The following is a 23,463-nucleotide window of genomic DNA, read 5'->3' as shown; positions in this document are numbered from 1 at the left end:
TCTACCCTTCTCGCAAAACAGACCTTTTAGCCTTGCCTAATGCTGTTTTAGGCAAATCAGTCACGAATTCAATAACTTTCGGTATTTTATGCGAAGATAACATCTTTCTACAATGAGACCAAATATCCCTCCTTGAAGGCAATTTATCGAAATAAGGCACTATGAAAGCCTTGACGATCTGCCCCGTCATGCTTTGTGTTATGCCCACAACGGCCACTTCTTTCACCGCTGGGTGTTTTAAAAGCACCTCCTCAACTTCCTCTGGAAATACCTTAAAGCCACCAACCATGATAACGTCGCTCTCGCGGGAATGCAGCTTTATATAACCATCTGGGTCAATTGAAACCACATCCCCGGTGTTAAACCAGCCATCTTTAAAAAATGTACTGGTCAAAGACTCATCCCCAAAATAAGCCTGAGCTACGGAAACGCCACGGATCCAAAGTACTCCTTCTTGCCCTCGTGGCAATTCTTCACCATCAAAATTGCACACCTTTATCTCTACAATCGGCAATGCTGGCCCTACGGTACCAAGTTTCCTCGTTGAGTAAGACTTGTTAACAGCAACTACTGGAGAGGCTTCGGTCAAGCCGTAACCTTCCAGAACTCCGACTCCAATATATCTTTCGAGGACTTCATCCAAAGCGACAGAAAATTTGTCTCCACCCGAAATTGCGGCTTTAATGCGCCTGGGCAAGCTCGCACCTTGAGATAATGCCGATGCAAAGAACTGATACATCATGGGAACTCCAACTAGCACGTTTGTCTCCGAACTCCTGATTGCCTCCAAAGCATTTTTAACGGGCATAAAACTCGACAACATGCACTGAGATAAATTTAGCAACAATGGCAACAAGCCACAAATGGAAAACCCCAGCACGTGGGAGTCGGGCAACGCATTGAGCAATATGTCGCCTTCTTCTATGGGCTCGACCTGTTCAATGCAAGTCAGAGTATTGGCATATAAACTTCCATGACTTAAGGGAACAGCCTTAGGCTTGCCTCCAGTCCCTGAAGTATAAAAGATGACAGCCGTATCTTCCTTTCCAGGGTATACATCTAAAACTTCAAGGGATGCCTTATATGGAGCATCGTAAGGAGCAATTGCCCAAGGAATACCTGCTAGCTCGAGATTGCTTGTCATGTCAGCGCGCCCATTGGAAAGTATTACCAAGGAAGCTTGAACATGCTTCAATGCACTCGTTATAACATTAGCAGGCTCTCGGACATTATAAGGGACAGCAGTACCTCCAAGACGCCACGCTGCTAATACGTGAGCCCAAAAGGAGGGACTATTTGGCATTACTAACCCCAAATGCATTTTTGATTCAAATCCACTATTTTTAAGCTTTTCCGTTGTGGCTTCTACTAGCTCCCAAAAAGCACCTCTAGACCACCACACGCCGTTAAACCAAATAGCGCGATCCCAAGGAAATCTGCGACATATCGATTCTATCTCCCTATCAAGTCTATTCAATCCAACCTTCCTCCATAAAATCCATGTTAGACAAACGAAGAGCAAGATAAGCTTTCCAGCTAGCAGCAGAGGGGAGTAAGTCTTCGGGTACATCATACTTAGGATGGTGTAACCAATATTTACCTCCCGTTCCAAAGAGCATAAAACAGGAGGGAATCATCTGGGTATAAAAGGCGAAATCTTCACCTGACATTAAGGGTTTTTGTAAAATTTCCACGTTTTCTTTGCCCATGTATTCATAGGCTAAGTTCAAAACCACATCCACAAGTTTTTCATCGTTGAAAACTTGTGGATAGTTTCGTTGATATTTAATTATACCTAAACCGCGAAAGGTCTGCGCCAGGAGTGGAACGATTTCCTCTAACCTGCTTTGAAGAAAGTCTCGCACATCGGGGCTAAGAGCTCGCAAGGAACCCCACATATCTATTTGCTCAGGGATGACGTTGTAAGCCTCGCCGGCTTCTAATTGGCCAAAGGATATAACGGCACTTTCCAAGGGATCTATCTCCCTTGACACCAGCATCTGAACGGCAAAAATTAGGTGAGCTACGATCGTCCACGGATCCACGGCAAGGTGAGGCGCCGCTACATGACCACCTACTCCTTGAACAGAGACGTGAAATCTATCGGAAAGGGCAGTCATGAACCCGGGTCGTAACAATAATTTTCCATAACCATATTTAGGCCAAAAATTTAACCCTAAGGCACAGCTAATATTGTAAGTCCGCAAGAGCCCGGCCTCGATTAATCGTTTGGCCCCACCAAGACCCTCCTCGGCCGGCTGAAAGACAAAGACGATAGATCTGCCGAGCATGTCCCTTCGATTCGATAACAACTTCGCCACACCAAGCATAACTGACATGTGGGCATCATGGCCACAGCCATGCATTACACCCGGGATACACGACGCGAATGGAAGATCTGTTTCTTCCTGAAGAGGTAATGCATCCATAGGAGATCGAAGCATTATCGCATTTGTGTCATTTTTCCCTTTAAGCTTTCCCACTACAGCGGTAGTATCCCCAAAACCTTGAGTAATCTCTATGCCTGGAATTCCTTGTAGAATTTGAATTATCCTCGAAGATGTAACCCTTTCTTCAAATGCTAATTCGGGAAAAACATGAAAACCCCTTCTCCATTCAACCAATTGATTGGAGATTCGGGCAGCTTCATCTTGTATGCTTTGCTTTTCCTTTACCCATTGTTTCATTTTCTCTTGCATCTTAATCCTCGCTAGGCTATTAATTCAATAGTTCGGCAATTGCTTCAGGATTGCTCCAAAACTCCAGCTTCAACGAAGAAGCAACAGCATTGCCCACTCGCCATCCATCTTCTACCGATGTTTGTGAGCCTACTTTTTTTGCGATCCACGTTGAAGTGCAGTCAAAACCCTTGTGTTCAAGCAAGACCCAAGAAGGCCAATACCCCCTAAATGCTTTTTCAGAACTCTCAGGATAAATGTTTTCAACTTGGACTTTGTGACAGGTACTCGAGCACTCCCTATAATGTCCTTCATAGGGGAAAAAGGACAAACCTTTTATTGTGCTTTCATTTGGCAAGTGAAAAACCTTACCGAATATTGGAGACGTGCCCCCTTCAACAAACAGCTTGCCTTTAAAACGAGATGCAGCAAGTACTTCCATCAATGAAACGTTATCAATCAAATCAACCATAAACATGTAGCCTATGCCATGAGGTACATATATAAAATTAAAGTCATTATAAGCTATTTTGTCCTTAAAATCGAGCGGAATTACATTAAATCTATGGGCTTCAAAGAACTTTTCGTTGTTATCGCCGCCTAATACTAACGCTGGATGATGAATTACTCCAATTCTGCGGGATTGATTATAAACGCCATGTTCCAAAACTTTAACACCAAAAGGGGGAGCGCTTCGAGCATGAGCCACAATCACCTCCCACTCCACTTGCCTTTCCATTGCAATTAACCGCGCAGCCGATGTTTTGATGGGCAATAAACATTGTGAGCTAGATGACCGATCAATGAGCGAAATTAATTTGGGTTTTTCCTTTAAAATAAAGCTAGGGATATAACCTAAAGTAGTCCAGGGAAGATCTCTTCCAATCGAAATCTCAAGCAATTGGTACTCTCTGGGGTTAGGAACAGACGTGAAAGCAATCGCGGCTACGAGTTCATGAATCGGGTTGGGCAGATCACGAGAAAATTTTATGATCCTTCTCACCGTAAAAGCAGATGAGCCCTTTGAAGTAAATATGGGAATGATGGGACATTGTAGCTGTTCTCCTACAATCAAAATGTCGGAGTTAACAACGATATCCTCGCCCTTGGCTTCGCCAAGGGAAGCAAACAAAACATTTAAACGATTCTCATAAGAAGTCGCTGTAAACAGTTCTGCTAAATGCGTAGGGTTTTTGACCAAAAACGGGTCTAATACCGTTACAGGCTCTCCAAGTAGCAAGTACAGAAGGGCTACAAGATACTCATCGATGCCCACAACAAAGGGTTTTATCCTGTAGCCCCTTCGCTGCAAAGCAGAGGCCATTATTGCGCTCGGCGGAATTAACGCTTCACTTCTTTCATCGGCAAAAATTATCCTCGGTATGGAAACGCTTTTGTTTTCGCTCATGCTTAAAGTTTACCATACCCACCGAAAGTAGCGAACCTAACCTTAGTAATTTCACTTAATTTAATTACCGCGACATTTGGATTCGGAAGAAGCAACAGATTTAACGATTAACCTTGACCCCCAAATTGAACGCATAACATCTATATCGATCCTATCGTCCAGAAAGGTCATTCCCTTAGGGACCCACAAAACAGCATCCCCATCCGCAATCTGAACGTAATCTTCTATGCTCTGTGGCTTCCCGCCCTCGACGAGGGCCGCATAATATGACGCTCAGCCTCTTCCGATCCTTTGCACTACAATGTGCCCCTCGTTTCCCAGTTCTGAGAACTTTTTACGTGCTGCTTCTGTTAAAGAAATGCTCAACTTTTTTTCTGTCATTTCCATGTAGTTCACCTCCACCCATTTCACTTCAATGTCGATCGTATTATAACATACCCTCCATGGTATGTTAAGGACTAAGTTCAAAGAATTTTACAATTTCTTTCATATCGATCGGCATGGGCGCTGTGAATTTTTTTCCAAACAAATAGCCTAGATAACGATCTTTACTCGTGAATTCAAGGACGTAAGCGTGCAACATTGGCCTTGGTGCTTCCTTTTTTCTGCCACCATATTTCACGTCTCCTATAATCGGATGCCCGATATGCGATAAATGTGCTCTCAATTGATGGAACCTTCCAGTGATCAATTCTAGCTCTACCAAAGAAGCGTCACTACTCACACGTAAAGCTCTATATCGAGTAATCGATCTCTTCCCTTTTGTGTATTTAGTCCTTGCTTTAAAAGAATGTTTATCTTTATTTAGCGAGACATCAACTATTCCTTCGCCTTCCAAAGGACCTTTCACCACGGCCAAATATCTTTTTATAATCTTTCTGTCTCTAAACAATCCCGTCAATGCTCGCAGAGACTGTATATTTAAGGCAAGCAACATAACCCCTGACACATTCCTATCCAGACGGTGCACTGGTGTAGGAATAAAATCTTTGTCCGTTTTATTTGCTAAGCTCATCGCTCTATTTACTACTGAATCGTCCCCACCTGACGCAGGTTGGCTTAGAAGGCCGGGAGGTTTGTTTACCACTAAAATGTTTTCGTCCATAAATAGTACCTCTAGGAACTTGTCGCTCGGTTTCATAGAAGGTTCTTTTGGCTTTGGGTCCTCAAAGGGAACGGAAATTTGGTCTTTCTCACATAAACGATAGGAGGGGGAAGCCTTCTTCCCGTTTACGGTAACTTCACCAGTCCTAATAGCACGCATGATGGCACTCAAAGGAACTTGTGTGTATTTTTTTCTTAAAAACCTATCAAGCCTAACGCCATCAAAATCTTTATCCACTACCCACATGTTTCCCATGGTCTTCCCCTTCCATAACGGCAACAATCACAACATTATTGGCACAACTAGCACACATCGCGATTAACTTTGGGACATCCCATCTGAAGCAGTCTAGCCTGTGCCAACTTCCTTTTGCAGCTGGTTATAGACGTGTTTTATGCCCCATATTTTGATAACCTCAATCCATGGGCCAGCATCAAGCCCATCAAGTGATAGGCGGGCATTACTCCAAGCGAACCCGTAGCACAATCTCTCTCGCCAAAGGTGGAACAACTACCCGGTCGAGTAAAGGGACTAAAAAGCAACGCAGGCACTGGGTGCCAAGAATGGCTTTTTAGCTGACAAGGCGTGCTGTGATCGCTCGTAATTACCAACACGTCAGGATTAAGCTCCAGTACCTTGGGCATTAAGGAATCGACCTTTTCAATGACTTCCTTTTTGGCGTCATAATTGCCATCCTCGCCGTAACTATCAGTATACTTTACGTGAACGTAAAAGAAATCGTACTCATCCCATTTTGAGGAAAGCGCCTCAAAAAGCCCTTCAAGACCTGGCTCTACATCGACTACGTCCATGCCCACCAATCGAGCTATTCCTTTATACATAGGATAATTTGCAATGGCGACAGGTTTAATTTTATACAGCTTCGACAATAAAGGCATGTGCGGCGCTTGGGAGAATCCCCTCAATAAACAACCGTTAGCCTGCTTTTCATTTACCAATAAATCCCTGACCCTTTTAATGAATTCATTGACAATGTTGGCCGTTAAATTTCCCCTCGAGGAAGTAGCAACCGCCCACTTCATCGGCAAGCCGTTCTTTTGAGGATCGGCATCTTCGACCTCTTCTGATAAACCGTCCCCAGAAAATACAACGACAAACCTGTGCTCTTCTCCTGGATATAATCTCACCTGAACTCCTCTTATTTCCTTAATGTTCTCTGAAAGAAAGGATATCAGTTCTTTGTTTTTTTCTGTCGAAATTCGACCTGCCCTTCTGTCTAATACCACATCATCAGGGCTTAAAGTTGCAAAATTACCCCTTACACATACATCCTGTGACTCCACTTGAGCTCCTACGCCTAAAGCCTCGAGTATTCCTCGTCCAATGCGAAAGTCTAAAGGGTCATAACCAAACAAAGCCAAATGCCCCGGGCCACTGCCTGGGGTAATGCCAGGATCAACCATTTGCAATAAGCCTGTTTCGCTCTTGGTTGCCAACTTATCGAAATTTGGCGTCAAGGCCGCCTCAAGCTCGGTTTTACCATCTTCTCCTGGCAACCCCCCCAATCCATCTATCACCAGTAAAACCATTTTCGTCTGGTTTTCCACCACCAGCTCACTTAATAGGTCCATTCGCTTCATCAACTAGTAAACACCCCCTGCAATTCTTCTAATATTATTTTATTATTTATGTTATTTTACACCATCTTGGACCCGATTGAACGCTTTGGACGATCACTAGATTGCATGCTATAATATTAGTGACTTTTTAGGCAAGAGCGATAAAAAATAGGAGGCGAAAAGGGATGAGCGCTTGGGATAAGTTGTATAGCGAAAGGGTAAGCAGTTTAAGGCCTTCTCCGATAAGAGAAATGTTGCATGTTATCAGGCAACCAGGCATGATCTCCTTTGCCGGGGGTAATCCCGATCCTGAATCATTTCCTGTGGATTTGTTCTATGAATCTGCCAGCATACTCAAAGAGCAAGGAAAAGATGTGCTTCAATATGGAACCACGGAGGGCTACACACCTCTCAAAGATTTCCTTTGCTCTTGGATTGCTCCCAGGATGGGCAGATCGATCTCGCAAGACGAGCTCCTGATAACTACAGGTTCTACGCAAGTGGTGGATTTGCTCTGCTGGACCCTAATTGACGAAGGAGATTTGGTGATAACTGAGGAACCAACCTTTGTTGGAACGACCTTGACGATGCACAATCATGGCGCTCAATTCCTGACCATACCATGCGATGCTGATGGCATGTTGGTGGATCAGCTCCCTGAAAAGATAGAAAATGCACTATCTCAGGGCAAACGCATCAAGTTTATATACACGATCCCAAACTTCCACAATCCCTTGGGATGTACCATGTCTTTAGAAAGGCGAAAGAAACTAGTCGAAATTGCATCCAAATATGGAATCGCCATTTTAGAAGATGACCCCTATGCTTACATCCGCTTTGAGGGAGAAGATTTGCCAACGCTTTTTTCCTTAGACCAGTCAGGCCTGGTCGTACACGCTTGCACTTTTTCGAAGATTTTGGCGCCTGGGACACGTGTGGCCTGGACGGTGGGCAACAAGGAACTTATTAGAAAGATGGCCATTTTTAAGCAAGGCACGGATCTGTGTTCGAGCGTCGTCGCCCAGGCTCTAGTTTATGAGTATTGTAGAAAAGGCCATTTGGACAACTACTTACCCCATATCGTGGGTCATTATCACAAAAAGAGAGACAATATGGAGGAATGCCTTAAAAAACACCTCCCGCTCGATGAAGTTTCATGGGTAAAACCAAGTGGTGGCTTTTTCTACTGGCTTGAGATGAAAACAATAAAAACATCGGATTTATATGAAAAGGCCTTGGAGAAAAAGGTTGCCTTCGTGCCCGGCGAACCATTCTACCCAAACCAAAATGGCGGAGAACGTTCCTTGCGAATGTGCTTCACCTTCGCATCCCCCGAAGATATGGACGAAGGAATCAAGCGCTTGGGAGAGGCTATGAAAGAACTTCTAAAATCTTGAGGGCGCCTCAAAATGCGGGGTATAATGATACAAAACACCAAAATGAAAAGGGCGTAGTGATTGGCGTTAGAAAGATATTTTTTGAACTATAACGATACAATTGCTTCCATATCTACTGCTTGGGGAGAGGCCGGAATAGCGATAGTACGGCTTTCCGGCCCCCAGGCGTTAGATTTTGCGGAAAAAGTATTTAAAGGAATTAAACCGCTGAAGGAAACACCCCCAAGGTACATGAGGAACGGTTTCTTGGTGAACGAAAACGGTGACCACCTAGACGAAGTGCTGGGGGTTTGGTTTCGTGCGCCCAAAAGCTACACCGGCGAAGATGTGGTAGAAATACATTGCCACGGAGGACTTCTTGTGGCGTCAAAATGCCTGGAGCTCTTGATCGACCAGGGGGCCCGCCTTGCCGAACCCGGGGAATTCACTCAAAGGGCTTTTCTAAACGGCAGGATAGATTTAACTCAAGCTGAGGCAGTGTTAGGCATAATCAGGGCCAAAAGTGACGAAGCACTTCGTGCCGCCGCGAGAACCCTTCGCGGCGAACTGTCAATTAAGATTGCTGAGATATACGATTTATTACTTAACTCTATCGGCCAATCTCGAGGCGAATTTGGACTTTCCCGAAGAGGATATACCTTTTTTACCATCCTGATGAGGTATTAAAAAGGCTAAATCAAATCTCAACAAATCTCAGAAGATTAATATCTCGCTGCAAGGTCGGTAAAGTTTTGAGGGACGGAATCAAAGTCGCCATCGTGGGACGACCAAATGTGGGGAAATCGTCCATATTTAATGCCTTACTCGAAGAAGCACGAGCTATAGTAACGCCCATACCAGGAACGACGAGAGATGTCATCGAGGGGATGATAGTTTATAAAGGGATACCGATAATTTTTATGGATACGGCAGGCTTAAGGGCCACTAATGACGTCGTGGAGACGATAGGAGTCAGCATGGCCCAAAAGGCCTTTAGAGAAGCTGACTTAAGATTATGGATCATCGATGGTAGTGAAGCGCTTACTCAAGATGATATTAACTTGGCAGAGGAATTAAAAACCCATCCCCACATAATAGCAATCAATAAAGCCGATATTCCTCAGATCGTCTCTCCTGACGATTTAAGGGCGATCGCACCGGACAGCGAGATAACGGTGCTCTCAGCATTCGATAAGCTTGCTATAGAAAAGCTGAAAGAACGCATAGTAAATAAATTAATCAAGCATTCAGCCATAAATGAAGGGTTTAATGCAACTGCAAGACAAATAGAAATGCTGAAAAACGTTCTGTCCTGCGTGGACAATGCAATTGCGTCTCTCAATATGGGCGAACCTGAGGAACTAGTGGCCTCTAATTTATACGAAGCTAGATACTATCTCGATAGATTGCTTGGGCGAAACTTTGACGAAGACCTCATCCATGCGATTTTTAGTCAATTTTGCGTTGGGAAATAAATAGACACCACCCAAACGCAGTATCTGGTGATACGAGCTCGATGGTTAAATTTACCCAACTAGCTAAACGCCGCGAAAGTGCCGATGAAAACAGCTTGAGGGAATATGGTGGTAAACAATTTATGGTAAGGCTGGACTGCTAGCAGCAATGAAGCTCACCAACGCCCGAGATACGATGAAACTGTTCCACAACGGATGGAATCAAGGAAAAACAAAAACAAGCCAGAGACAGTCAAATCAGCGGTAGTGCCGGGATTTCTTGCATGTTTTTCATCGCGAAGGTAGCAATCGAGATCTTTAATAGCCTCGCGACCTGATAGGGTAAAGATGCTACCCCTCTTTATTGCCTCAAAGGCTTTTTTGGAAACCTCAAATGCCTCACCGAAACCCAACTTGCGCGCTATCAAGGTATCTGGTATTTCTGCCAAAATTACTAAATATGTATGCAAAATAGCATCACGCAGAGTAGTCCCTCTGCCTAATGTATCTTTGAGTGAAGGCAACGAAACTTCAAATGTGATCGCAAAGTTTGTCACGTATTCCTTTGCGATTGAATCACGTTCTTGCGCCAAATACATGGCATCGAGCAATGTGATCCCCTGAGGATCTTCTCTAACATCATATCGATCTACATGACCAATCCCCCCAGCATTAGACAATCTTATGGCCCTGAAAACCGCGACGGCATCGTCTTCTGATAGTTCATCGAGGACATCTTTTAACGAATCTTTGATCGCACGGAGTCCCGGATCCGCTTTCGCATTTGACCGACGCCTTAGCTAAGGGTGCCAAAAGCAATAAGATGCCCAAGTTGACATTCGTAGAGGAAAGTTTCGATCTGCTTTCTACGCCCTTTAAAACAATATCTCCCACGGAAAGATCCTTGACACGTTGAAAGACCGGCCCTATCGACACTGCTCCCGCAAAAAAATCGAAGGGATTTGCATCCCCAAAAGATTGGTTTATATGCACGTTACCCGGTTTTTCCGAGCATACTTCAACAATACTCGCCAACTGCGCAGCCCAAGTTATTTCATCAACAGAATATTTCATGTTACATATCACCTAGCAAAAAATCCACAATAATAGAAGCTATATTAAGGCATGTAGCCTGCTGTAAACCCCTCCACCCCGGAATGCCATTTACCTCCAAAAGATAAAGCTGACCATCCTTAGCGGGTAATATATCAACACCGGCGTAGATGGCCCCCACTGCATTGGCAGCTTTAACGCTTAAATCGATTATATTCTGGTCTGGAATTAACGGCTTAACTTGGGCACCCAAAGCAACGTTACATCTCCAATCAGATGCGTGTCTTTCCATAGCTGCGACAACATGGCCCTTTATGACAAAGGCCCTGATATCCATGCCGCTGTGAGGTATAAATTTTTGCAGATAATAAACGTACCTACATTGGTTCAAAGCCATGAATACCCTATGCGCTGTTTCCGAATCGGTCACCCTTGTCATGCCTCGGCCCTCAGAACCAAAAAGCGGTTTAACCACTACATCTCCCCCCAAAACCTCGAAGGCCTTCATCGCGTCGTCATAACGCTCTGCAACATGAGTCTCGGGAACCAGCAATCCGGCTTTTGAAAACAAAGCAGTCGTGTACATTTTATTAACTGTCCTCTCCAATGCCTTGGGAGAATTTATCACTCTAATTCCCTTTATCTCCTCTAACACATGAAGCATGTCCACTCGGTATATTACTTGCTCTAAAGAGCCTCCCGGCAACGAACGAACTACAACCATGTCCGCAACGCCCAAATCTATGTCTCCTGAACATACAACCTCGTCTTCTTTTATCTGAACCTCTATATCCCTTGTACGAACGACGTCAACAACGACGCCCCGATCCTCAAATGCTCGCTTTAAAGATTCCACATGCCAAGCGTTCATGCTTCCTAAAATGGCAACCCTCATCAAAACCATTCTCGCTTCAAAAGATCGATATTTTTTTTCCCCACACTACGGTAATTTCCGTTTATCACATTATTAATAGTTACGCAGGCAGGGCTGAACAGTAGAGGGTCAACTTGATAAAAGTCAAAATTATACTTTCTAAAAAGATCTAAAAAAGGCGATCCGTAGTCACGAGATGAATCGGAGGGCAATTTTTCGATAAAGGCATCAATTTCTGATTTTTCGTCACGCAAGGTATACCAAACCCTGCTTCCATATAAAACCGCATCATTGGTCCTGCCCATTGCTATCATGGGGTCATTGGGCAAAGGGGGAATTGGACAAACGCCAAATCCATGTTGAACTTTTAAAACATCGTAACCCAGCTCGAACATTTTATGAATCCCGGTCTCAACAACCCTTGAAACGACCTGTATAGATCCTACCAATGAATGGGTAGGCGCCACCAAAACATATAATCTTTGGGGATCAACACTACATCTGCTTGCAACGTAATCTAAAAGAGATTCAGGAGGGTAAGACGAAGACTCAAGGGCTAGGACCGCCACAGAGGACGCCTCGTCATGACCGAGCTTTTTATATAACGCTTCGCCCCTATAAAGCGATCTTGCTGGGCCTGATCCTAGAGCAAAATAACCTTCACTTTTGAGAGCCCATCCCGCATACTGGGATCCTAGACAAGCGATAGCCGGGCTTGAAACTTTTACTATAACGCTGGGGATTAATAATTCAGGATCATGATCAAAAGTGATGCTGCCCAATCCACCCATACAGGCTTCCGCGAAAAGACGCCCGGCCTCGTAAGAACCGACTGAATTAACCCCGGCATCGATCAGTGTGGCCCCATTGCCCATCTTAACAACAGAGATCTCTAGCTCCCGAGCTTTGCTGATCATTTCTTCTACGCATTTAAAAGCGCCTTCATTAAGACTTTTCAAGGATCAACATCTCTCCTTTCCCAAGGGAAGACAAATCACCTATATATCTTCGAAACGATCCTTCGTAGATTTCATCGGTAACTGGGAAACCAAAGTTCCTCAGGTAATTAAAATAAAGGCGTAAGTACGTTGGTTTATAGGTGCAAGCGTATAAAAAGGTGGGGGGTATTTTTTCTACGCCTTCAAGGGCAATGATGCTGCCCCGTTTCATGCCACCCCCGGCATTACTGCCAAGATTCCCGAAAACGACAATAGTACCGGCTATCATGTTAACACCCGCAAAATCTCCTGCGTCTCCCAAAACGGCTATAACGCCCCTTCTCATCCCTTCCCCTGTTCTTGCGCCAACTGAGCCAAAAACAGCAATTGTTCCGCCTCTCATTCCTTTTGTATTGCCCGGAAGAGGAGATCCGAGCATGGCCTGCACATTCCCGTTGACGACAACCGTGCCGCCGCGCATCTCGCAACAACATCGCGCTCCTATATCACCGTCGACGTATATCGTACCCCCGCTCATGCGCTCACCCAGATGCATGCCGGCGGAACCTCTAACAACGATAATTCCTGAAGACATTAGCTCACCTATGCGCTTCACGTGATTCAAATCGCCTTCAAATATCAGAGCTTCATCTCCATCACATTTCACCTCGAAGACATCACCGAGGTCAACCTTTTCTTTGCCGACGTTTATCTTCATGGAGCTTATTTCATGGGCTTTGCGACCTAAAACAAGTTCTGGCAACACCCCATCAACTTCAATTGGAATCGCCCCGCATTTTTTTAAAGCCAAGGTTACTCCTTTTATTTTGACTACCGAAAATTTTCTCGCCAAAACGCAAAGGGCACAACTTTGCATTTGCTTCATCCTCGCCCCCATTTTCAATCCTATTTAAGGTTTTTTATCACATGTTTTTTAAGATCTCGTGCAAAAAAAACTTGTATTGCCCTAGTGTCCCGCCATAGTTGCCCGCTGTCACTGAGATAACGTCACAAGAACATATGGACAAAAGTCCAACGCCCATGGCATCTCTTACAGCTTTTTCATCAAGACCGTCTATAACTATCTCGTATACCGCATTAACCCCTTCAGGTAGGGAAGTGATGACTTGTCTTCTCAGGGTTGGGCAAAATGGGGTATTAGTTGAAGCTGTAAGAAATGGATAAGTAGATCCAACTTTACTGCCGCTTCGCACAATCCCGCCGGGGAATGGCAATATAATGCCCTCGATTTTTTTCATGGCTTTGACGGCCTTTTGTGCAGCTTCAAGGCAGGAGGTGACATCTTTCGCTAGTATCAATAAGTTGCCTCCGCCGATCCCCTTTTTAACTCCGAACTTTTCCTGCACAAGGAACTCTCCGTCCATTACAGGGATCCTCCAAAACCTTTTGCCGTCCAACATTTTGCTCGCTTGGTAGGAATCGCCAAAATATCTCAGCTTGCCTCCCACATTTATTTCTTTTTCTCCCTCTAAGCCGTTATAACAAGCTGTAGTCGGGCAAGTCATTATTGCTTGTCCTACCCTTGCAATAAGCTGAGATTCTAAGGCAGATAATGAAACGCCAAATATCAATACGCTCACGCCTGGGCGGCCGTCGGGAGTTCGAGCAGGATCTAATTCCGACTCTATGCCGGCCTCACAACCACATCCTATGACAGAAGTAGCAAACCCCGTGGCTGATGTCGCCGCAATCATAGCTAATTCAAAAGTATCTGCTGTTATGACCAAGCGACTTCCCAACATGGAAAAAGCTTCTGCATAAGTATCGTCAATTTCAACGCCGTTAAAAATCATCGAACCGATCTCCTCTTACTTCAACTCTCGCCCCCTCATGAGCACAGGAGGAAACGAAAATCATAGATTCATCCCTTAAAACTTTCTGTAGCTTCAGAGATAGTTCATGCGCCGCTTCATAACCCTCGACTACTCCGTAAACAGTTGGACCCCATGAGCTCTGTCCTACGCCAAATGCGCCTTCACTTTCCATAAATGACGCAATCTCTTCAGATAGGGGAGAAATAAAATTCCCTCCCTGTATAGAGGAGAAACATTCGCCCATGAGCCTTTGCACTTCCGAAACAGCACTTCCGAAATTTCTAACATCTTCTTCAAGTATGGATGGCAGCATCGACATTAAAACTATTCTGCATATCTTTGAAGATACCTCTTCTCGCACTTTCAACTGTTTGAATTTTTTATCCTCCTCATTGCCGCTTGTTCCCCTCAATGACATAGGAACAACTACTACAAAAAACCAATCAATCGGAAGCATTGTGTGAAACAATAATGGAGGAAAACCTCGTATTCCCTCTTTGCGATGTCCTCCATCTAAGACAAATCCGCCTCGCTCGAAACTAACCGTGCCAACACTTGACCTTTTGCTCCTTCCCATGATGTTCGCCAGATCCTCAATCGAGGTGTCTATATCGAAAAGAGTGGATAAAGCCTTGCCTACCGCCAGGGCTAAACGAGTACCCGATCCCAAACCCACATGAGGGGGTATAGATGACGATATCCTCACTGAAGCGCCTTCTTTCAAGTCGAAATGACCCATAAATCTTCTAGCAAATTCCAAAGCCCTCGCGCTGTCTGGTCCCACTGCCTCAAGGGCGTCGTTAGATGTGGCCACCAATGTTGTCCTGGGCTCCTCTATGCCGACGCCTATGCCGCCAAAAATCCTCCCCAAGCTACCATTCAGATCCAAGAAGCCAAAGTGCAACCTGGCGCCAACATCAACCTCAATTACCTTCAACTAAATACCCCCTTAAGATATTCCTCTATTATGCAAATGGCTTTTCTTTCACCTTCTCCGCCTGTTTTTTCGGTCAGCACCTTTGCCTCTGAAATAAGTTTTTCAAAAAAACCCTCTGTGTAAAACTGATATCGCGTCGCCGCTATCAGAAGTTCCATTATTAAACCCCTTGCTCTATTATACCCTCTAAAGGGCCGTCCCATTCCACGGTAAACTAGCGAACAAATAAAGTTGGATGCCTCTTCGCCGCTCTTTTCTTCTATAGCTTCTAGCTCCATCCAGGCACATATATCGACGTATACGAAACCTTTTATGTGGCGAGCTGCTATACAATCAAACGACGGATCGCCAAGCGCGCTCATGCAAAAGGGCAATATATCGTCGACGATATTAGCAACAGCATAGGGATGTTTTAGTAGAAATTTATATGTATGGCTCGTTTTAAAAGGTCGTAAAACGTAAAAACTTCCTTCTTCCCTTAAACCCATGGGAGCCCAATGTGGCGATCCATCGGGCCGTAAAGTGGAGAGGATGACCTCATAAATCATCTTCCGACATATAACCCCAACTAAGGGGGCGTTCCTGAACGTATTTTTTCCCCAATTTAGCGGCCAAAAAAGCCCTTTCCAACTCTCTGCCCAGGTAAAAGGCATGGCTTGGATCATCTACATTCAAACTCTGGTATAATGTCTCCATATCGCTGCTTTTAAGAAAAACAGAATTATTAAATAAATACACCGTGTCACCTATTACGAAGATACGAAAATTTTTATCTTGCACCTGACTGTACATATGGACGATTTCATCTTCATGATAAGGTTCAAAGGGCATATCTTTCGCCGTCACTAAACCCGCATTAAAACCCTTTGGCAAAACTCCCAGCTCCTTTGCGCTGCCCATGAGTCTCCCTGCTAGCATGGACTCTTTAACAGCGCCCTTTGCCCAACCAATTACCTCTGTGGTCAACACGTAGCGGACGTTCAATTCTACGCAGATTCCCAAAAGCAATGCATTTATGCCCGTGGAATCCGCTTCCGTCAGCTCGGTCAAATTTCCTATTCCCATGAACATGTCATCATTGGGGAAAAGATTTCTATATTCTACAAAGCGATGTACAGACTGAGAAAAACCGAAGGGAAGAGGATCCATCACAGGATCGACAATATATTTCTTATTTATTTCCTTTAATTTCTTCACATTTTTTATCAATGAATTTATGCTTTTATCCTCGAAATCAGGTATCACAACTACCGGACAGGATAATTGTGAGGCGACTTCGATATTGGCATCGTTCACGCTCAGATAAAGATCTAAGCCTACTTCATCCGCCTCCAAAGCCGTTTGCACGTCAAAGCTGTCCAAGCTAACCCTAAACCCTCTTTTCTTTAACGTCGAAACAATTTCCTTTATATTTGGAATCGGACCTTTAACCGGTCCTCCAAGATCAATTATCGATGCTCCTTGATCACTGTATTCATAGGCTTTAAGTAACACTTCATCTAGAGATAATTTGTGAACGTCAACTATTTCAGCTACTATTTGCACGGGAGACTCTATCGTTTTCTGATGTGTGAAAAACCCGAAATAATTGGGGAGATCCCTCAAATCTTTGGGCCCCTTCATAACCTGAACGCCAAGGCTTTCGGCCAATGTGTTTACATCGCCCTGACACAAGCCTGGCAACAGGACCAGATCCGCTCCTCTTGCATCACACAGCTGGGATCTAACCCACGAGACATTCATCAAGGCTGCCACAGAAATCGGCAAAACTACCACTTCATATTCAAAAGGGGGATTAATCCTTCTTAAAATATTATTCAGGGCTTCACAGGCTAGTTTTCCAGTTACAAATAAGGTTTTAGACAACTTTTCAACTCCTCGATGCTGGTTGTAACCGTCACACCTGGAAAGGCTTTTAGAATCCTAACGTTTTGCAGATCGATTGGCCTTGGATATACTTCTATTGTTCTCCCTGAGGGGATCACTGACTCAATCTTAGGTGCAATATCACTTGGTAACACTAATATGGGAATCTGGGATTTTCCGGCTTGTGCAAACAAGTTGGTAGGAAGAGAGTCTGCTATTCCCAAAGCGCACTTAGCAATAGTATTTGACGTGGCTGGTGCAATCACGAGAACCTCATATCTGCGTGCCGCAAAAGCGCCGCATGACGGTGAGCTTGCTTTCTCGTCATTTACGATATAAATATTCCCTTTTGCCAAATAATCGTTTAACCTATACATCTTTGTTACTTCCAAACCTGCTTTCGAGAAAAAAAGAACTGCCTGACCCTTGAGCTCTCCCACAATCTCAAAGCATTCCTTTAAAAAATGCCCCGCGCCCGTGATAACCCAAGCTATTTTCATAAGTTCAACCACTCCTCAAGAGTAACATTTGACTGAGGTGCTTCGCCTTTATTAAGCAGTTCTGCTCTTAAATCTCCCAACAAGCCGCTTCGCTCCGCAAAGGCATTGTGTTGATGAATGCTCTCAAAGCTTTCCTCCCTTGCAAGAACAAAAGTTTCATCCGGAAGATCCGGATATATTTCAACCAAATTAAAAAGCATATGTCGGACTACATCTTCTGCAAACCTTGCATTCTGATGTGCTTTATTGACCACAAAAAATTCGTCGGGTCTTTTTAGCAACTCGTAGGTCTCCGAACTCATGGAAGCTTCGACTATGTGGACCAAATGTTCGGCGCGTACGGGCATGTTGGACCCCACGAGCAAAGTTCCCCTTGCTCGCTGATTATGCGTGGCCATGGGGATTAAACTTACAATATTCATGGCCTCCTCTTTGCTATATCCAGCTTCTTCGAGCAACATCCTGGAATGTGCTGCCATCATATCCTGTGCACAGGGACAGGTAGTCATGCCTTCTGCTTCAACGCCAATAATCCGACGAGAGGTTGTGCCATTAGTAGATGCTATGCCTATAAAAGTAAATAATTCTTCCGTTTTTTTTGCCGATATGGGAGTCACCCTTTCCATGGGATATCGAGCCTTTATATGCACTTCTGCCTTTTTTGCCCTTTGAGATTGCACAACTTGAAGCGCTAGCCTCTCCGCCAGGCTTTCGATATCGGGAGTCGGTTCGAGGGAAATCTCCTCTAGCATCCCCTCCAATACATCGGCAAATCTTGACATATGTACGCCGGCTTTAGAAGGATCAAGATAGGCAAAAAAATCTAAGTTGGCATAAAAAAGCGCTGCTTTATCCTCAGAACCCAAGCGGATAACCCTGTTGAGGTTCGTAATACCTACCTTGGATAATCCTATATTTATCGAGGGCTGTCCCCCTTGTATATCCCTTTCAAGATTGAATTTAAGGCTCCTATTCACTTTCTTCACAGTTGAAGCATCTATCTTCTTGGCCAATGCCTCAATACTTTCATTAAGCACCGGATGCACGAAATCGTGCGCTATTTCCGCGAGAGGTATTAATGTGAAGGCCCTCTCGTGCATTCTTGGGTGAGGAATCCAAAGATCGCTCTCTCTGATGATCAAATCGTCATACAACAAAAGGTCAATATCTATTGGCCTGGGGGCATATTTTTCAGAGATGGTTCGCCCCATCCTCCTTTCCACCCACTTTAAAAACTGTAAAAGTTCTTTGGGACCATCGTTTGTCTCTATTTGACAAGCCATATTTAAATATTCAGGTTGATCTGATCCTTCCAGGGGTTCTGTCTCATAAAAGGAGGAGATCTTTACAATATTGGCCCTTACTTGAATATATTGAAGCGCTTGCAAAATATTGCTCTGTCTGTCACCTAAATTGGCCCCCAAAAGAATGAAAGCAACGTGTCCCTGCTCCTTCACCCGCAGATCACCTCTTTCGTGTTTTTCAGGTAATCTTCCTGAACGGGGTAATTGTCAAAGGAAATTGTATAATATTTTTCAAATTCTTCTCTTATTTTATCCCTGATGGACTCGCCGTGGGACGGCGCAACTCTAAAAACGATGCCTGGAGCCTCGTTTAACACAACCCCGTCCTTAACCACGACTTCTCCGCCTTTAATGACCCAGGAGGGGAAGTCCAAGGCACGACGGCAATGCTTGAAACGACATATGCATTGTCTTTTACCAAAGTTTTCAGGGGCATATACAGAAACATCCGCGTCCGCACCAATGCCCAGATGCCCCTTATTGGTCAAGCCCAAAATTTTTGCCTGCGCAGCCCTCGTTATTATCGCTATCTCATACAAACTGTATTCTCTGCCAAGATCCTTTAAAACTGATCCTCTAAAGGCCCTGGGTGGCAATAAACTAATAAAATAATTTCTATAATCCCTATCCATCAGCAACCTGATAATTTGAGGATAACAGAAAAAAGGTCCGGCATTAGGGTGATCGGTTGTCAGCGCTATACTCCAAGGGTCTTTCACGAGAAGAAATAACTCCATTCCCGTTATCCATTGTATCGCCGACGATAGGGAAGTAATCTTGTATTTAAGCGGCACTATTCCACCGCCAGTTTCACACTCCACATCCTCGTTGCACCACTTGTGTCCCGTCATCTTTTGTATCCTATACTCGAGCGGACCATCCGAAGTCATGGTAGTTGCATTGCCAAAGACGATCTGACCCACATCAAGAGTCACGTTGGGATGCTCGTTTATGAGATTCGCAATGTAACTTCCACCACTGCACATTCGTCCCTTCTTGTCTTTCCCGTAGCTTAAAAATTGCAGATGACACAGATGTAGCCTTCCACAGGCGTCTTTAATTATCTCAGCAGTCGTTATATCACTACCTGGCAACCCTAAATTAATTCCATGAAGGTGCACTGGATGGGGTAAGCCCAATTCATCGGCGATTTTTATCAAAGCCTTTATTATCTTTCTGGGGCTGAGATTAAAATACTTTACCTCGTCATCCCAAGATGCTACATTGCCACCCCATTTCCAATTTTCCACCCCTCCAGGATTAACAACTTTGACGCCGTATCCGCCGACAGATTTAAGCATCCACGCGACTAAATCCCTCGCCTCATCCATTTGTCCCATCGCAATTCGATCCATCAAAAGTTCGTTGTTGCCCAATGTGACGAGTATGGCTTTATCCAAAATGGGCATGTCATCCAGCTCTTCATAGGTGTGACGCGTCACTATAGGGGCTGAGGCCGCCTCAACCACGGTTGTGTATCCCATCTCAGCATACTTATATCCGGTCATAAACGTCGTCGGCACCGTAAACCCGACGCCTGATCTCAAATCGCCTTTTACCATTCTAAAATGTTCGTAATGATCTTCAGGACATAATTTACGTCCTGTATTTACTTTAGAGCCGGCAATGTGAGCGTGTATATCGATCCCACCAGGCATTACAATCATCCCGAGAGCATCTATCACCGTTGCACCTTGAGGGATGTGATCTAATGACTCTACTATTTTGCCTCCTTCTATCCAGATGTCCTTTGTTTCGCCATTTATGCCATTTATAGGATCGTATACTTGACCGTCCTTTATCACTAACATCTTCTCACGCCCTCAAAAATCGCTTCTAATACTTCTTCATCGCTGGGCCTGTTTCCCTTCACGGGGGCCTTTAAACGCAAAGGCACACCATCCATCCTGTAAGCTGTCCCCTCGCAGTCCACCCCATACATTGCTGTAGGAAAGTATACTGTAGCCTTTTTGGCGGAGAGACTTTCGGCAGGATCGATTACTATGGTTGGAATCTCCATGATATGATCCACAGCTTTGCTCGGAAAATGAGCAACGGGATCGGAAGCTAGGACAAGCAAGGCATCTGTTTCTTTGTTGCACAACAAATCGACAGCTGAAAATTCGCCCGGGCCGTATCTGGGATATCCCCTGGAAAAGTTCACCGCAAAAGGATAACCACAAAGCCACGACATGACTTGATCAGCACCGGTTACGTTCCCGTGGCCACGCATTGGCAATGCCGAAAATTTCGTATGATCGTTCAGTTCCTTGACTAAAGAAAAAAGTTCCCTGACGTTAAGGTCTCTTCCCTTTGTCATAGTCAAGCCCATCCCAAAAAATATCACGCCATAGCGGCAGGACTTCATATCAGAGACAAGTTCCTCTAGGACTTTTATAGAAATTCCTCCCACTTCCACCGCATCTAAAGATTTACCCTTCACTAATGCCTTTAAGGCGACTAACAATTCGAAATCGCTCCCGGGTTTGACCTGCAAAAACACATCGGCTACTCTCGCGGTTTGTGTCAATCGCACGTCTACAACTACAACCTTACGGCTTTCCCTGCCATCTTGGACGAAACGCCCACTCGGCATTACGGAATATCTCGCAAAATGCCTACTATGGGAAACTATGGGATTACACCCCCAAAATATCAAAAGATCAGCTCGATTTTTAATCTCACCTAAGGTGCAGGTTGGTTCACCGACGAACTGCATCGCCAAACCGGTAGGTCCATGGCATACAGAAGAAGTAGAATCTATAGACGCACCTAAGGCTTCCGCCAACTTCACGGAAACCCGCTGGGCCTCGCTGGAAGTGGATGAAAGACCATAAATCAAAGGATACTTCGCAGATGAAAGTATTTCGGAAGCCTCCTTGATCGCTTTTTCCCAAGAAGCTTCCTTCCCTCTGATTTTGGGAGAAAGCAGGTCGGGATTGTAATTCTTAAATAACCCCATCCCATTAGCGCAAGCCCTCTCTACTTTAACGATGCGATTTTCATCTAAAGTTAAAATTATATCATCGCACAGGCATCCGCAAAAAGTACAGACGACGTCTTTCGCCTTTGTCAACATTCCACACATACCTCCACCTGCACGCCCTTAAAAGAGGGCATTCCCGTCCCCTCGGTTTCGTAACCAACCAAAAGGTTTGCAACTGGTCCCATGGGAATAAAAACTACGAAGTGAGGCAATCCAGGATCAACATATGCTCTTGCCTCAGCCCGACCAAAGGAGCTTTTCAATACAATTTTTTCGCCTTCAGCCAAGCCAAGCTCATTTAAAAGCAAGGGTGAAACATATACCTTGCCAACTGCTTCCCTGTAACTTTTGCTATTTTTACCACTGTGCATCTCTTTGGCCTGCTCCAAAGTGCGGCCTGATATCATTGTGCAGACAATCTCCTTGCCATTTTTTTCTTTGCTCATCCTTCATCCACTTCTCTCAGTTCTTCGTACACTTCATCAGCCTCTTCGTAAAGATCAGATAAGCAGCTTTCCCGCGATTCCCCAAATCCATATACAGTACATATAGGGGAGCCCTTTAAAATTTTCTCCCTTGGAAAGGGGACGTCTCCCCTGCGTCCTAACCAACCTCTGGTATCGGGTAGAGTTACATCGGTTTTAGCATAAACTATTCCCTTGGAAGTGAAACGTGAAGGCCTTTGCACGGAAAATTCGGGAAGTCTTCCCTCGCAAGCTGATATATGAAGGGTAAACAAAAAAGGATTTATATAAGGCTCAAATAACTCCATAGATGCACTATATCGTGGATTTATTTCCACTAAAAAGGGCCTACCCTTTGCATCTAATACAAAATCCACACCAAACAAGCCCCTTAAGCCAAAGGCTTCCGTCAATTCCTGTCCCCAACCAGCCATGACTTCACCCTGGCAACTCTCCGTGGTGGTAACAAGAGGATAGATGTTGCCACACCACTGAAATCCAGAACTACCAAGCCTTCTTTCGCCTATCAGTTGCTCCGTCAACCCTAATAAGCGACACTCCTTCCCATCCGAAAGAAAGGACGCCGAAGCAGGCAAGCCTTCGACAAACTTTTGCAGGTAGAAACCTTCTTTTAAGTTACCGCCTTCGTAAAAGTCAATGCCATGCCCACTTCCACCATAAACCGGCTTTACCAACCATCTACCCTCACGAGCCACCTCTGCCATCTTGCACAACTCGATGGTTTGAGGAAAATTTATTCCCCTTTTAAGGCAGACATCATTTAATATCGAAGGATTCCTCACCACACAAAGGGTTCTCGGAATATTGCCCAACAACAACTTACCCCTCGATATCTCGCTAATGAGAGAGGGCTTAATATCAGCACCGCCGGTATACACGAGCGCGTCATAATCTACTATTGAACAAACCCTAATTATAGAATCAACATTAAAAGGAAGACCAAAATCTCTCCCTACAGCCAGATTCGGAATTAAGCATTTTTGGTCCAAGTCGCCGAAATAATCGACCGAAACTACGTCAAAGGAAGCCAGATTTTAATGCAGATTGAGCAAGTGCTCTAGTGCTAACTCCCACAAGTAAAATT

Annotated in this window: 23 protein-coding genes; 3 read left to right on the top strand and 20 right to left on the bottom strand. The window is 44.6% G+C overall.

What is annotated here, in order from left to right; translation table 11 throughout:
* Nucleotide 1 precedes the first annotated feature (1 nt).
* The 5 genes from AC5SXE_RS10240 to AC5SXE_RS10220 all read right to left on the bottom strand — a co-directional run bounded on the left by AC5SXE_RS10240 (nt 2) and on the right by AC5SXE_RS10220 (nt 6,792).
* Nucleotides 2-1,477, bottom strand: coding sequence for an AMP-binding protein (locus tag AC5SXE_RS10240; RefSeq protein ID WP_493917350.1), 1,476 nt, complete (start codon nt 1,475-1,477; stop codon nt 2-4).
* Nucleotides 1,470-2,699: a M20 metallopeptidase family protein gene (locus AC5SXE_RS10235; RefSeq protein WP_493917349.1), complete on the bottom strand. Its 1,230-nt coding sequence runs from the start codon at nt 2,697-2,699 to the stop codon at nt 1,470-1,472. Before AC5SXE_RS10235 ends, AC5SXE_RS10240 begins: the two co-directional genes overlap by 8 nt.
* Before the next feature lie 19 nt (nt 2,700-2,718).
* Nucleotides 2,719-4,086 (bottom strand): hydrogenobyrinic acid a,c-diamide synthase, encoded by a 1,368-nt coding sequence (locus tag AC5SXE_RS10230; RefSeq protein ID WP_493917348.1) that lies wholly within the window; start codon nt 4,084-4,086, stop codon nt 2,719-2,721.
* A 451-nt stretch (nt 4,087-4,537) separates the two neighbouring features.
* Entirely contained in the window at nt 4,538-5,446 is a 909-nt protein-coding gene (locus AC5SXE_RS10225; protein ID WP_493917347.1) for an RluA family pseudouridine synthase, read from the bottom strand.
* 137 nt (nt 5,447-5,583) lie between these two features.
* A complete protein-coding gene (locus AC5SXE_RS10220; RefSeq protein ID WP_493917346.1) occupies nt 5,584-6,792 on the bottom strand; it encodes a 2,3-bisphosphoglycerate-independent phosphoglycerate mutase in 1,209 nt (402 codons plus the stop codon).
* A gap of 164 nt (nt 6,793-6,956) precedes the next feature.
* Here AC5SXE_RS10220 and AC5SXE_RS10215 point away from each other — a divergent pair, with 164 nt between their 5' ends.
* Genes AC5SXE_RS10215 through AC5SXE_RS10205 form a run of 3 tightly spaced genes read left to right on the top strand, consistent with a single transcriptional unit; the run spans nt 6,957 to nt 9,622 of the window.
* Nucleotides 6,957-8,168, top strand: a complete 1,212-nt coding sequence (locus tag AC5SXE_RS10215) for an aminotransferase-like domain-containing protein (protein WP_323721772.1) — start codon at nt 6,957-6,959, stop codon at nt 8,166-8,168.
* Between the two features lie 60 nt (nt 8,169-8,228).
* The gene (locus tag AC5SXE_RS10210; RefSeq protein WP_493917345.1) at nt 8,229-8,834 is read left to right on the top strand and encodes a tRNA modification GTPase; all 606 of its coding nucleotides are present in this window, start codon (nt 8,229-8,231) and stop codon (nt 8,832-8,834) included.
* Nucleotides 8,768-9,622 (top strand): tRNA modification GTPase, encoded by an 855-nt coding sequence (locus AC5SXE_RS10205; protein WP_493917398.1) that lies wholly within the window; start codon nt 8,768-8,770, stop codon nt 9,620-9,622. The genes AC5SXE_RS10210 and AC5SXE_RS10205 overlap by 67 nt, the downstream gene beginning before the upstream one ends.
* Before the next feature lie 155 nt (nt 9,623-9,777).
* Here AC5SXE_RS10205 and AC5SXE_RS10200 read toward each other — a convergent pair whose 3' ends face one another.
* From AC5SXE_RS10200 to AC5SXE_RS10130, 15 genes are read right to left on the bottom strand one after another with little or no spacing between them, the layout of a single operon-like run.
* Nucleotides 9,778-10,356, bottom strand: a complete 579-nt coding sequence (locus AC5SXE_RS10200) for a triphosphoribosyl-dephospho-CoA synthase (RefSeq protein WP_493917397.1) — start codon at nt 10,354-10,356, stop codon at nt 9,778-9,780.
* On the bottom strand, nt 10,325-10,675 hold the full coding sequence (locus AC5SXE_RS10195) for a triphosphoribosyl-dephospho-CoA synthase (protein ID WP_493917344.1): 351 nt from the start codon (nt 10,673-10,675) through the stop codon (nt 10,325-10,327). The genes AC5SXE_RS10200 and AC5SXE_RS10195 overlap by 32 nt, the downstream gene beginning before the upstream one ends.
* A 1-nt stretch (nt 10,676) precedes the next feature.
* Nucleotides 10,677-11,549: a RimK family alpha-L-glutamate ligase gene (locus tag AC5SXE_RS10190; RefSeq protein ID WP_493917343.1), complete on the bottom strand. Its 873-nt coding sequence runs from the start codon at nt 11,547-11,549 to the stop codon at nt 10,677-10,679.
* A complete protein-coding gene (gene mch, locus AC5SXE_RS10185) occupies nt 11,549-12,487 on the bottom strand; it encodes a methenyltetrahydromethanopterin cyclohydrolase (RefSeq protein ID WP_323721776.1) in 939 nt (312 codons plus the stop codon). The genes AC5SXE_RS10190 and mch overlap by 1 nt, the downstream gene beginning before the upstream one ends.
* A complete protein-coding gene (locus AC5SXE_RS10180; protein ID WP_493917342.1) occupies nt 12,474-13,352 on the bottom strand; it encodes a formylmethanofuran dehydrogenase subunit C in 879 nt (292 codons plus the stop codon). Before AC5SXE_RS10180 ends, mch begins: the two co-directional genes overlap by 14 nt.
* A 37-nt stretch (nt 13,353-13,389) precedes the next feature.
* Complete coding sequence (fhcD, locus tag AC5SXE_RS10175) at nt 13,390-14,280, bottom strand: formylmethanofuran--tetrahydromethanopterin N-formyltransferase (RefSeq protein ID WP_323721778.1); 891 nt, start codon at nt 14,278-14,280, stop codon at nt 13,390-13,392.
* Nucleotides 14,270-15,238 carry a beta-ribofuranosylaminobenzene 5'-phosphate synthase family protein gene (locus AC5SXE_RS10170; RefSeq protein WP_493917341.1) on the bottom strand — a complete coding sequence of 323 codons (969 nt, stop codon included), beginning with the start codon at nt 15,236-15,238 and terminating at the stop codon, nt 14,270-14,272. The genes fhcD and AC5SXE_RS10170 overlap by 11 nt, the downstream gene beginning before the upstream one ends.
* Nucleotides 15,235-15,786, bottom strand: a complete 552-nt coding sequence (locus AC5SXE_RS10165) for a DUF447 domain-containing protein (protein ID WP_493917340.1) — start codon at nt 15,784-15,786, stop codon at nt 15,235-15,237. The genes AC5SXE_RS10170 and AC5SXE_RS10165 overlap by 4 nt, the downstream gene beginning before the upstream one ends.
* The gene (locus AC5SXE_RS10160; protein ID WP_323721781.1) at nt 15,776-17,104 is read right to left on the bottom strand and encodes a DUF6513 domain-containing protein; all 1,329 of its coding nucleotides are present in this window, start codon (nt 17,102-17,104) and stop codon (nt 15,776-15,778) included. The genes AC5SXE_RS10165 and AC5SXE_RS10160 overlap by 11 nt, the downstream gene beginning before the upstream one ends.
* Nucleotides 17,083-17,604 carry a flavoprotein gene (locus AC5SXE_RS10155; protein ID WP_493917339.1) on the bottom strand — a complete coding sequence of 174 codons (522 nt, stop codon included), beginning with the start codon at nt 17,602-17,604 and terminating at the stop codon, nt 17,083-17,085. The genes AC5SXE_RS10160 and AC5SXE_RS10155 overlap by 22 nt, the downstream gene beginning before the upstream one ends.
* Nucleotides 17,601-19,061: a GTP cyclohydrolase MptA gene (mptA, locus tag AC5SXE_RS10150; RefSeq protein WP_493917338.1), complete on the bottom strand. Its 1,461-nt coding sequence runs from the start codon at nt 19,059-19,061 to the stop codon at nt 17,601-17,603. Before mptA ends, AC5SXE_RS10155 begins: the two co-directional genes overlap by 4 nt.
* On the bottom strand, nt 19,058-20,719 hold the full coding sequence (locus AC5SXE_RS10145) for a formylmethanofuran dehydrogenase subunit A (RefSeq protein ID WP_493917337.1): 1,662 nt from the start codon (nt 20,717-20,719) through the stop codon (nt 19,058-19,060). The genes mptA and AC5SXE_RS10145 overlap by 4 nt, the downstream gene beginning before the upstream one ends.
* A complete protein-coding gene (locus AC5SXE_RS10140) occupies nt 20,713-21,987 on the bottom strand; it encodes a formylmethanofuran dehydrogenase subunit B (RefSeq protein WP_493917336.1) in 1,275 nt (424 codons plus the stop codon). Before AC5SXE_RS10140 ends, AC5SXE_RS10145 begins: the two co-directional genes overlap by 7 nt.
* Entirely contained in the window at nt 21,981-22,340 is a 360-nt protein-coding gene (locus AC5SXE_RS10135; RefSeq protein ID WP_493917335.1) for a molybdopterin dinucleotide binding domain-containing protein, read from the bottom strand. Before AC5SXE_RS10135 ends, AC5SXE_RS10140 begins: the two co-directional genes overlap by 7 nt.
* The gene (locus AC5SXE_RS10130; protein WP_493917334.1) at nt 22,337-23,368 is read right to left on the bottom strand and encodes an ATP-grasp domain-containing protein; all 1,032 of its coding nucleotides are present in this window, start codon (nt 23,366-23,368) and stop codon (nt 22,337-22,339) included. The genes AC5SXE_RS10135 and AC5SXE_RS10130 overlap by 4 nt, the downstream gene beginning before the upstream one ends.
* Between the last annotated feature and the right edge of the window lie 95 nt (nt 23,369-23,463).

This window comes from Acetomicrobium sp. (assembly GCF_059026225.1).
This window is presented reverse-complemented; position numbering and strand designations above follow the sequence as displayed.

What these genes read in the sequence shown, in the direction of transcription:
- AC5SXE_RS10235 (WP_493917349.1), bottom strand. Translation starts at nt 2,699, where the DNA reads ATGCAAGAGAAAATGAAACAATGGGTAAAGGAAAAGCAAAGCATACAA.
- AC5SXE_RS10230 (WP_493917348.1), bottom strand. Translation starts at nt 4,086, where the DNA reads ATGAGCGAAAACAAAAGCGTTTCCATACCGAGGATAATTTTTGCCGAT.
- AC5SXE_RS10225 (WP_493917347.1), bottom strand. Translation starts at nt 5,446, where the DNA reads ATGGGAAACATGTGGGTAGTGGATAAAGATTTTGATGGCGTTAGGCTT.
- AC5SXE_RS10220 (WP_493917346.1), bottom strand. Translation starts at nt 6,792, where the DNA reads ATGAAGCGAATGGACCTATTAAGTGAGCTGGTGGTGGAAAACCAGACG.
- AC5SXE_RS10215 (WP_323721772.1), top strand. Translation starts at nt 6,957, where the DNA reads ATGAGCGCTTGGGATAAGTTGTATAGCGAAAGGGTAAGCAGTTTAAGG.
- AC5SXE_RS10195 (WP_493917344.1), bottom strand. Translation starts at nt 10,675, where the DNA reads ATGAAATATTCTGTTGATGAAATAACTTGGGCTGCGCAGTTGGCGAGT.
- AC5SXE_RS10190 (WP_493917343.1), bottom strand. Translation starts at nt 11,549, where the DNA reads ATGAGGGTTGCCATTTTAGGAAGCATGAACGCTTGGCATGTGGAATCT.
- AC5SXE_RS10180 (WP_493917342.1), bottom strand. Translation starts at nt 13,352, where the DNA reads ATGAAGCAAATGCAAAGTTGTGCCCTTTGCGTTTTGGCGAGAAAATTT.
- fhcD (WP_323721778.1), bottom strand. Translation starts at nt 14,280, where the DNA reads ATGATTTTTAACGGCGTTGAAATTGACGATACTTATGCAGAAGCTTTT.
- AC5SXE_RS10165 (WP_493917340.1), bottom strand. Translation starts at nt 15,786, where the DNA reads ATGATTTATGAGGTCATCCTCTCCACTTTACGGCCCGATGGATCGCCA.
- AC5SXE_RS10155 (WP_493917339.1), bottom strand. Translation starts at nt 17,604, where the DNA reads ATGAAAATAGCTTGGGTTATCACGGGCGCGGGGCATTTTTTAAAGGAA.
- AC5SXE_RS10145 (WP_493917337.1), bottom strand. Translation starts at nt 20,719, where the DNA reads ATGTTAGTGATAAAGGACGGTCAAGTATACGATCCTATAAATGGCATA.
- AC5SXE_RS10140 (WP_493917336.1), bottom strand. Translation starts at nt 21,987, where the DNA reads ATGTTGACAAAGGCGAAAGACGTCGTCTGTACTTTTTGCGGATGCCTG.
- AC5SXE_RS10135 (WP_493917335.1), bottom strand. Translation starts at nt 22,340, where the DNA reads ATGAGCAAAGAAAAAAATGGCAAGGAGATTGTCTGCACAATGATATCA.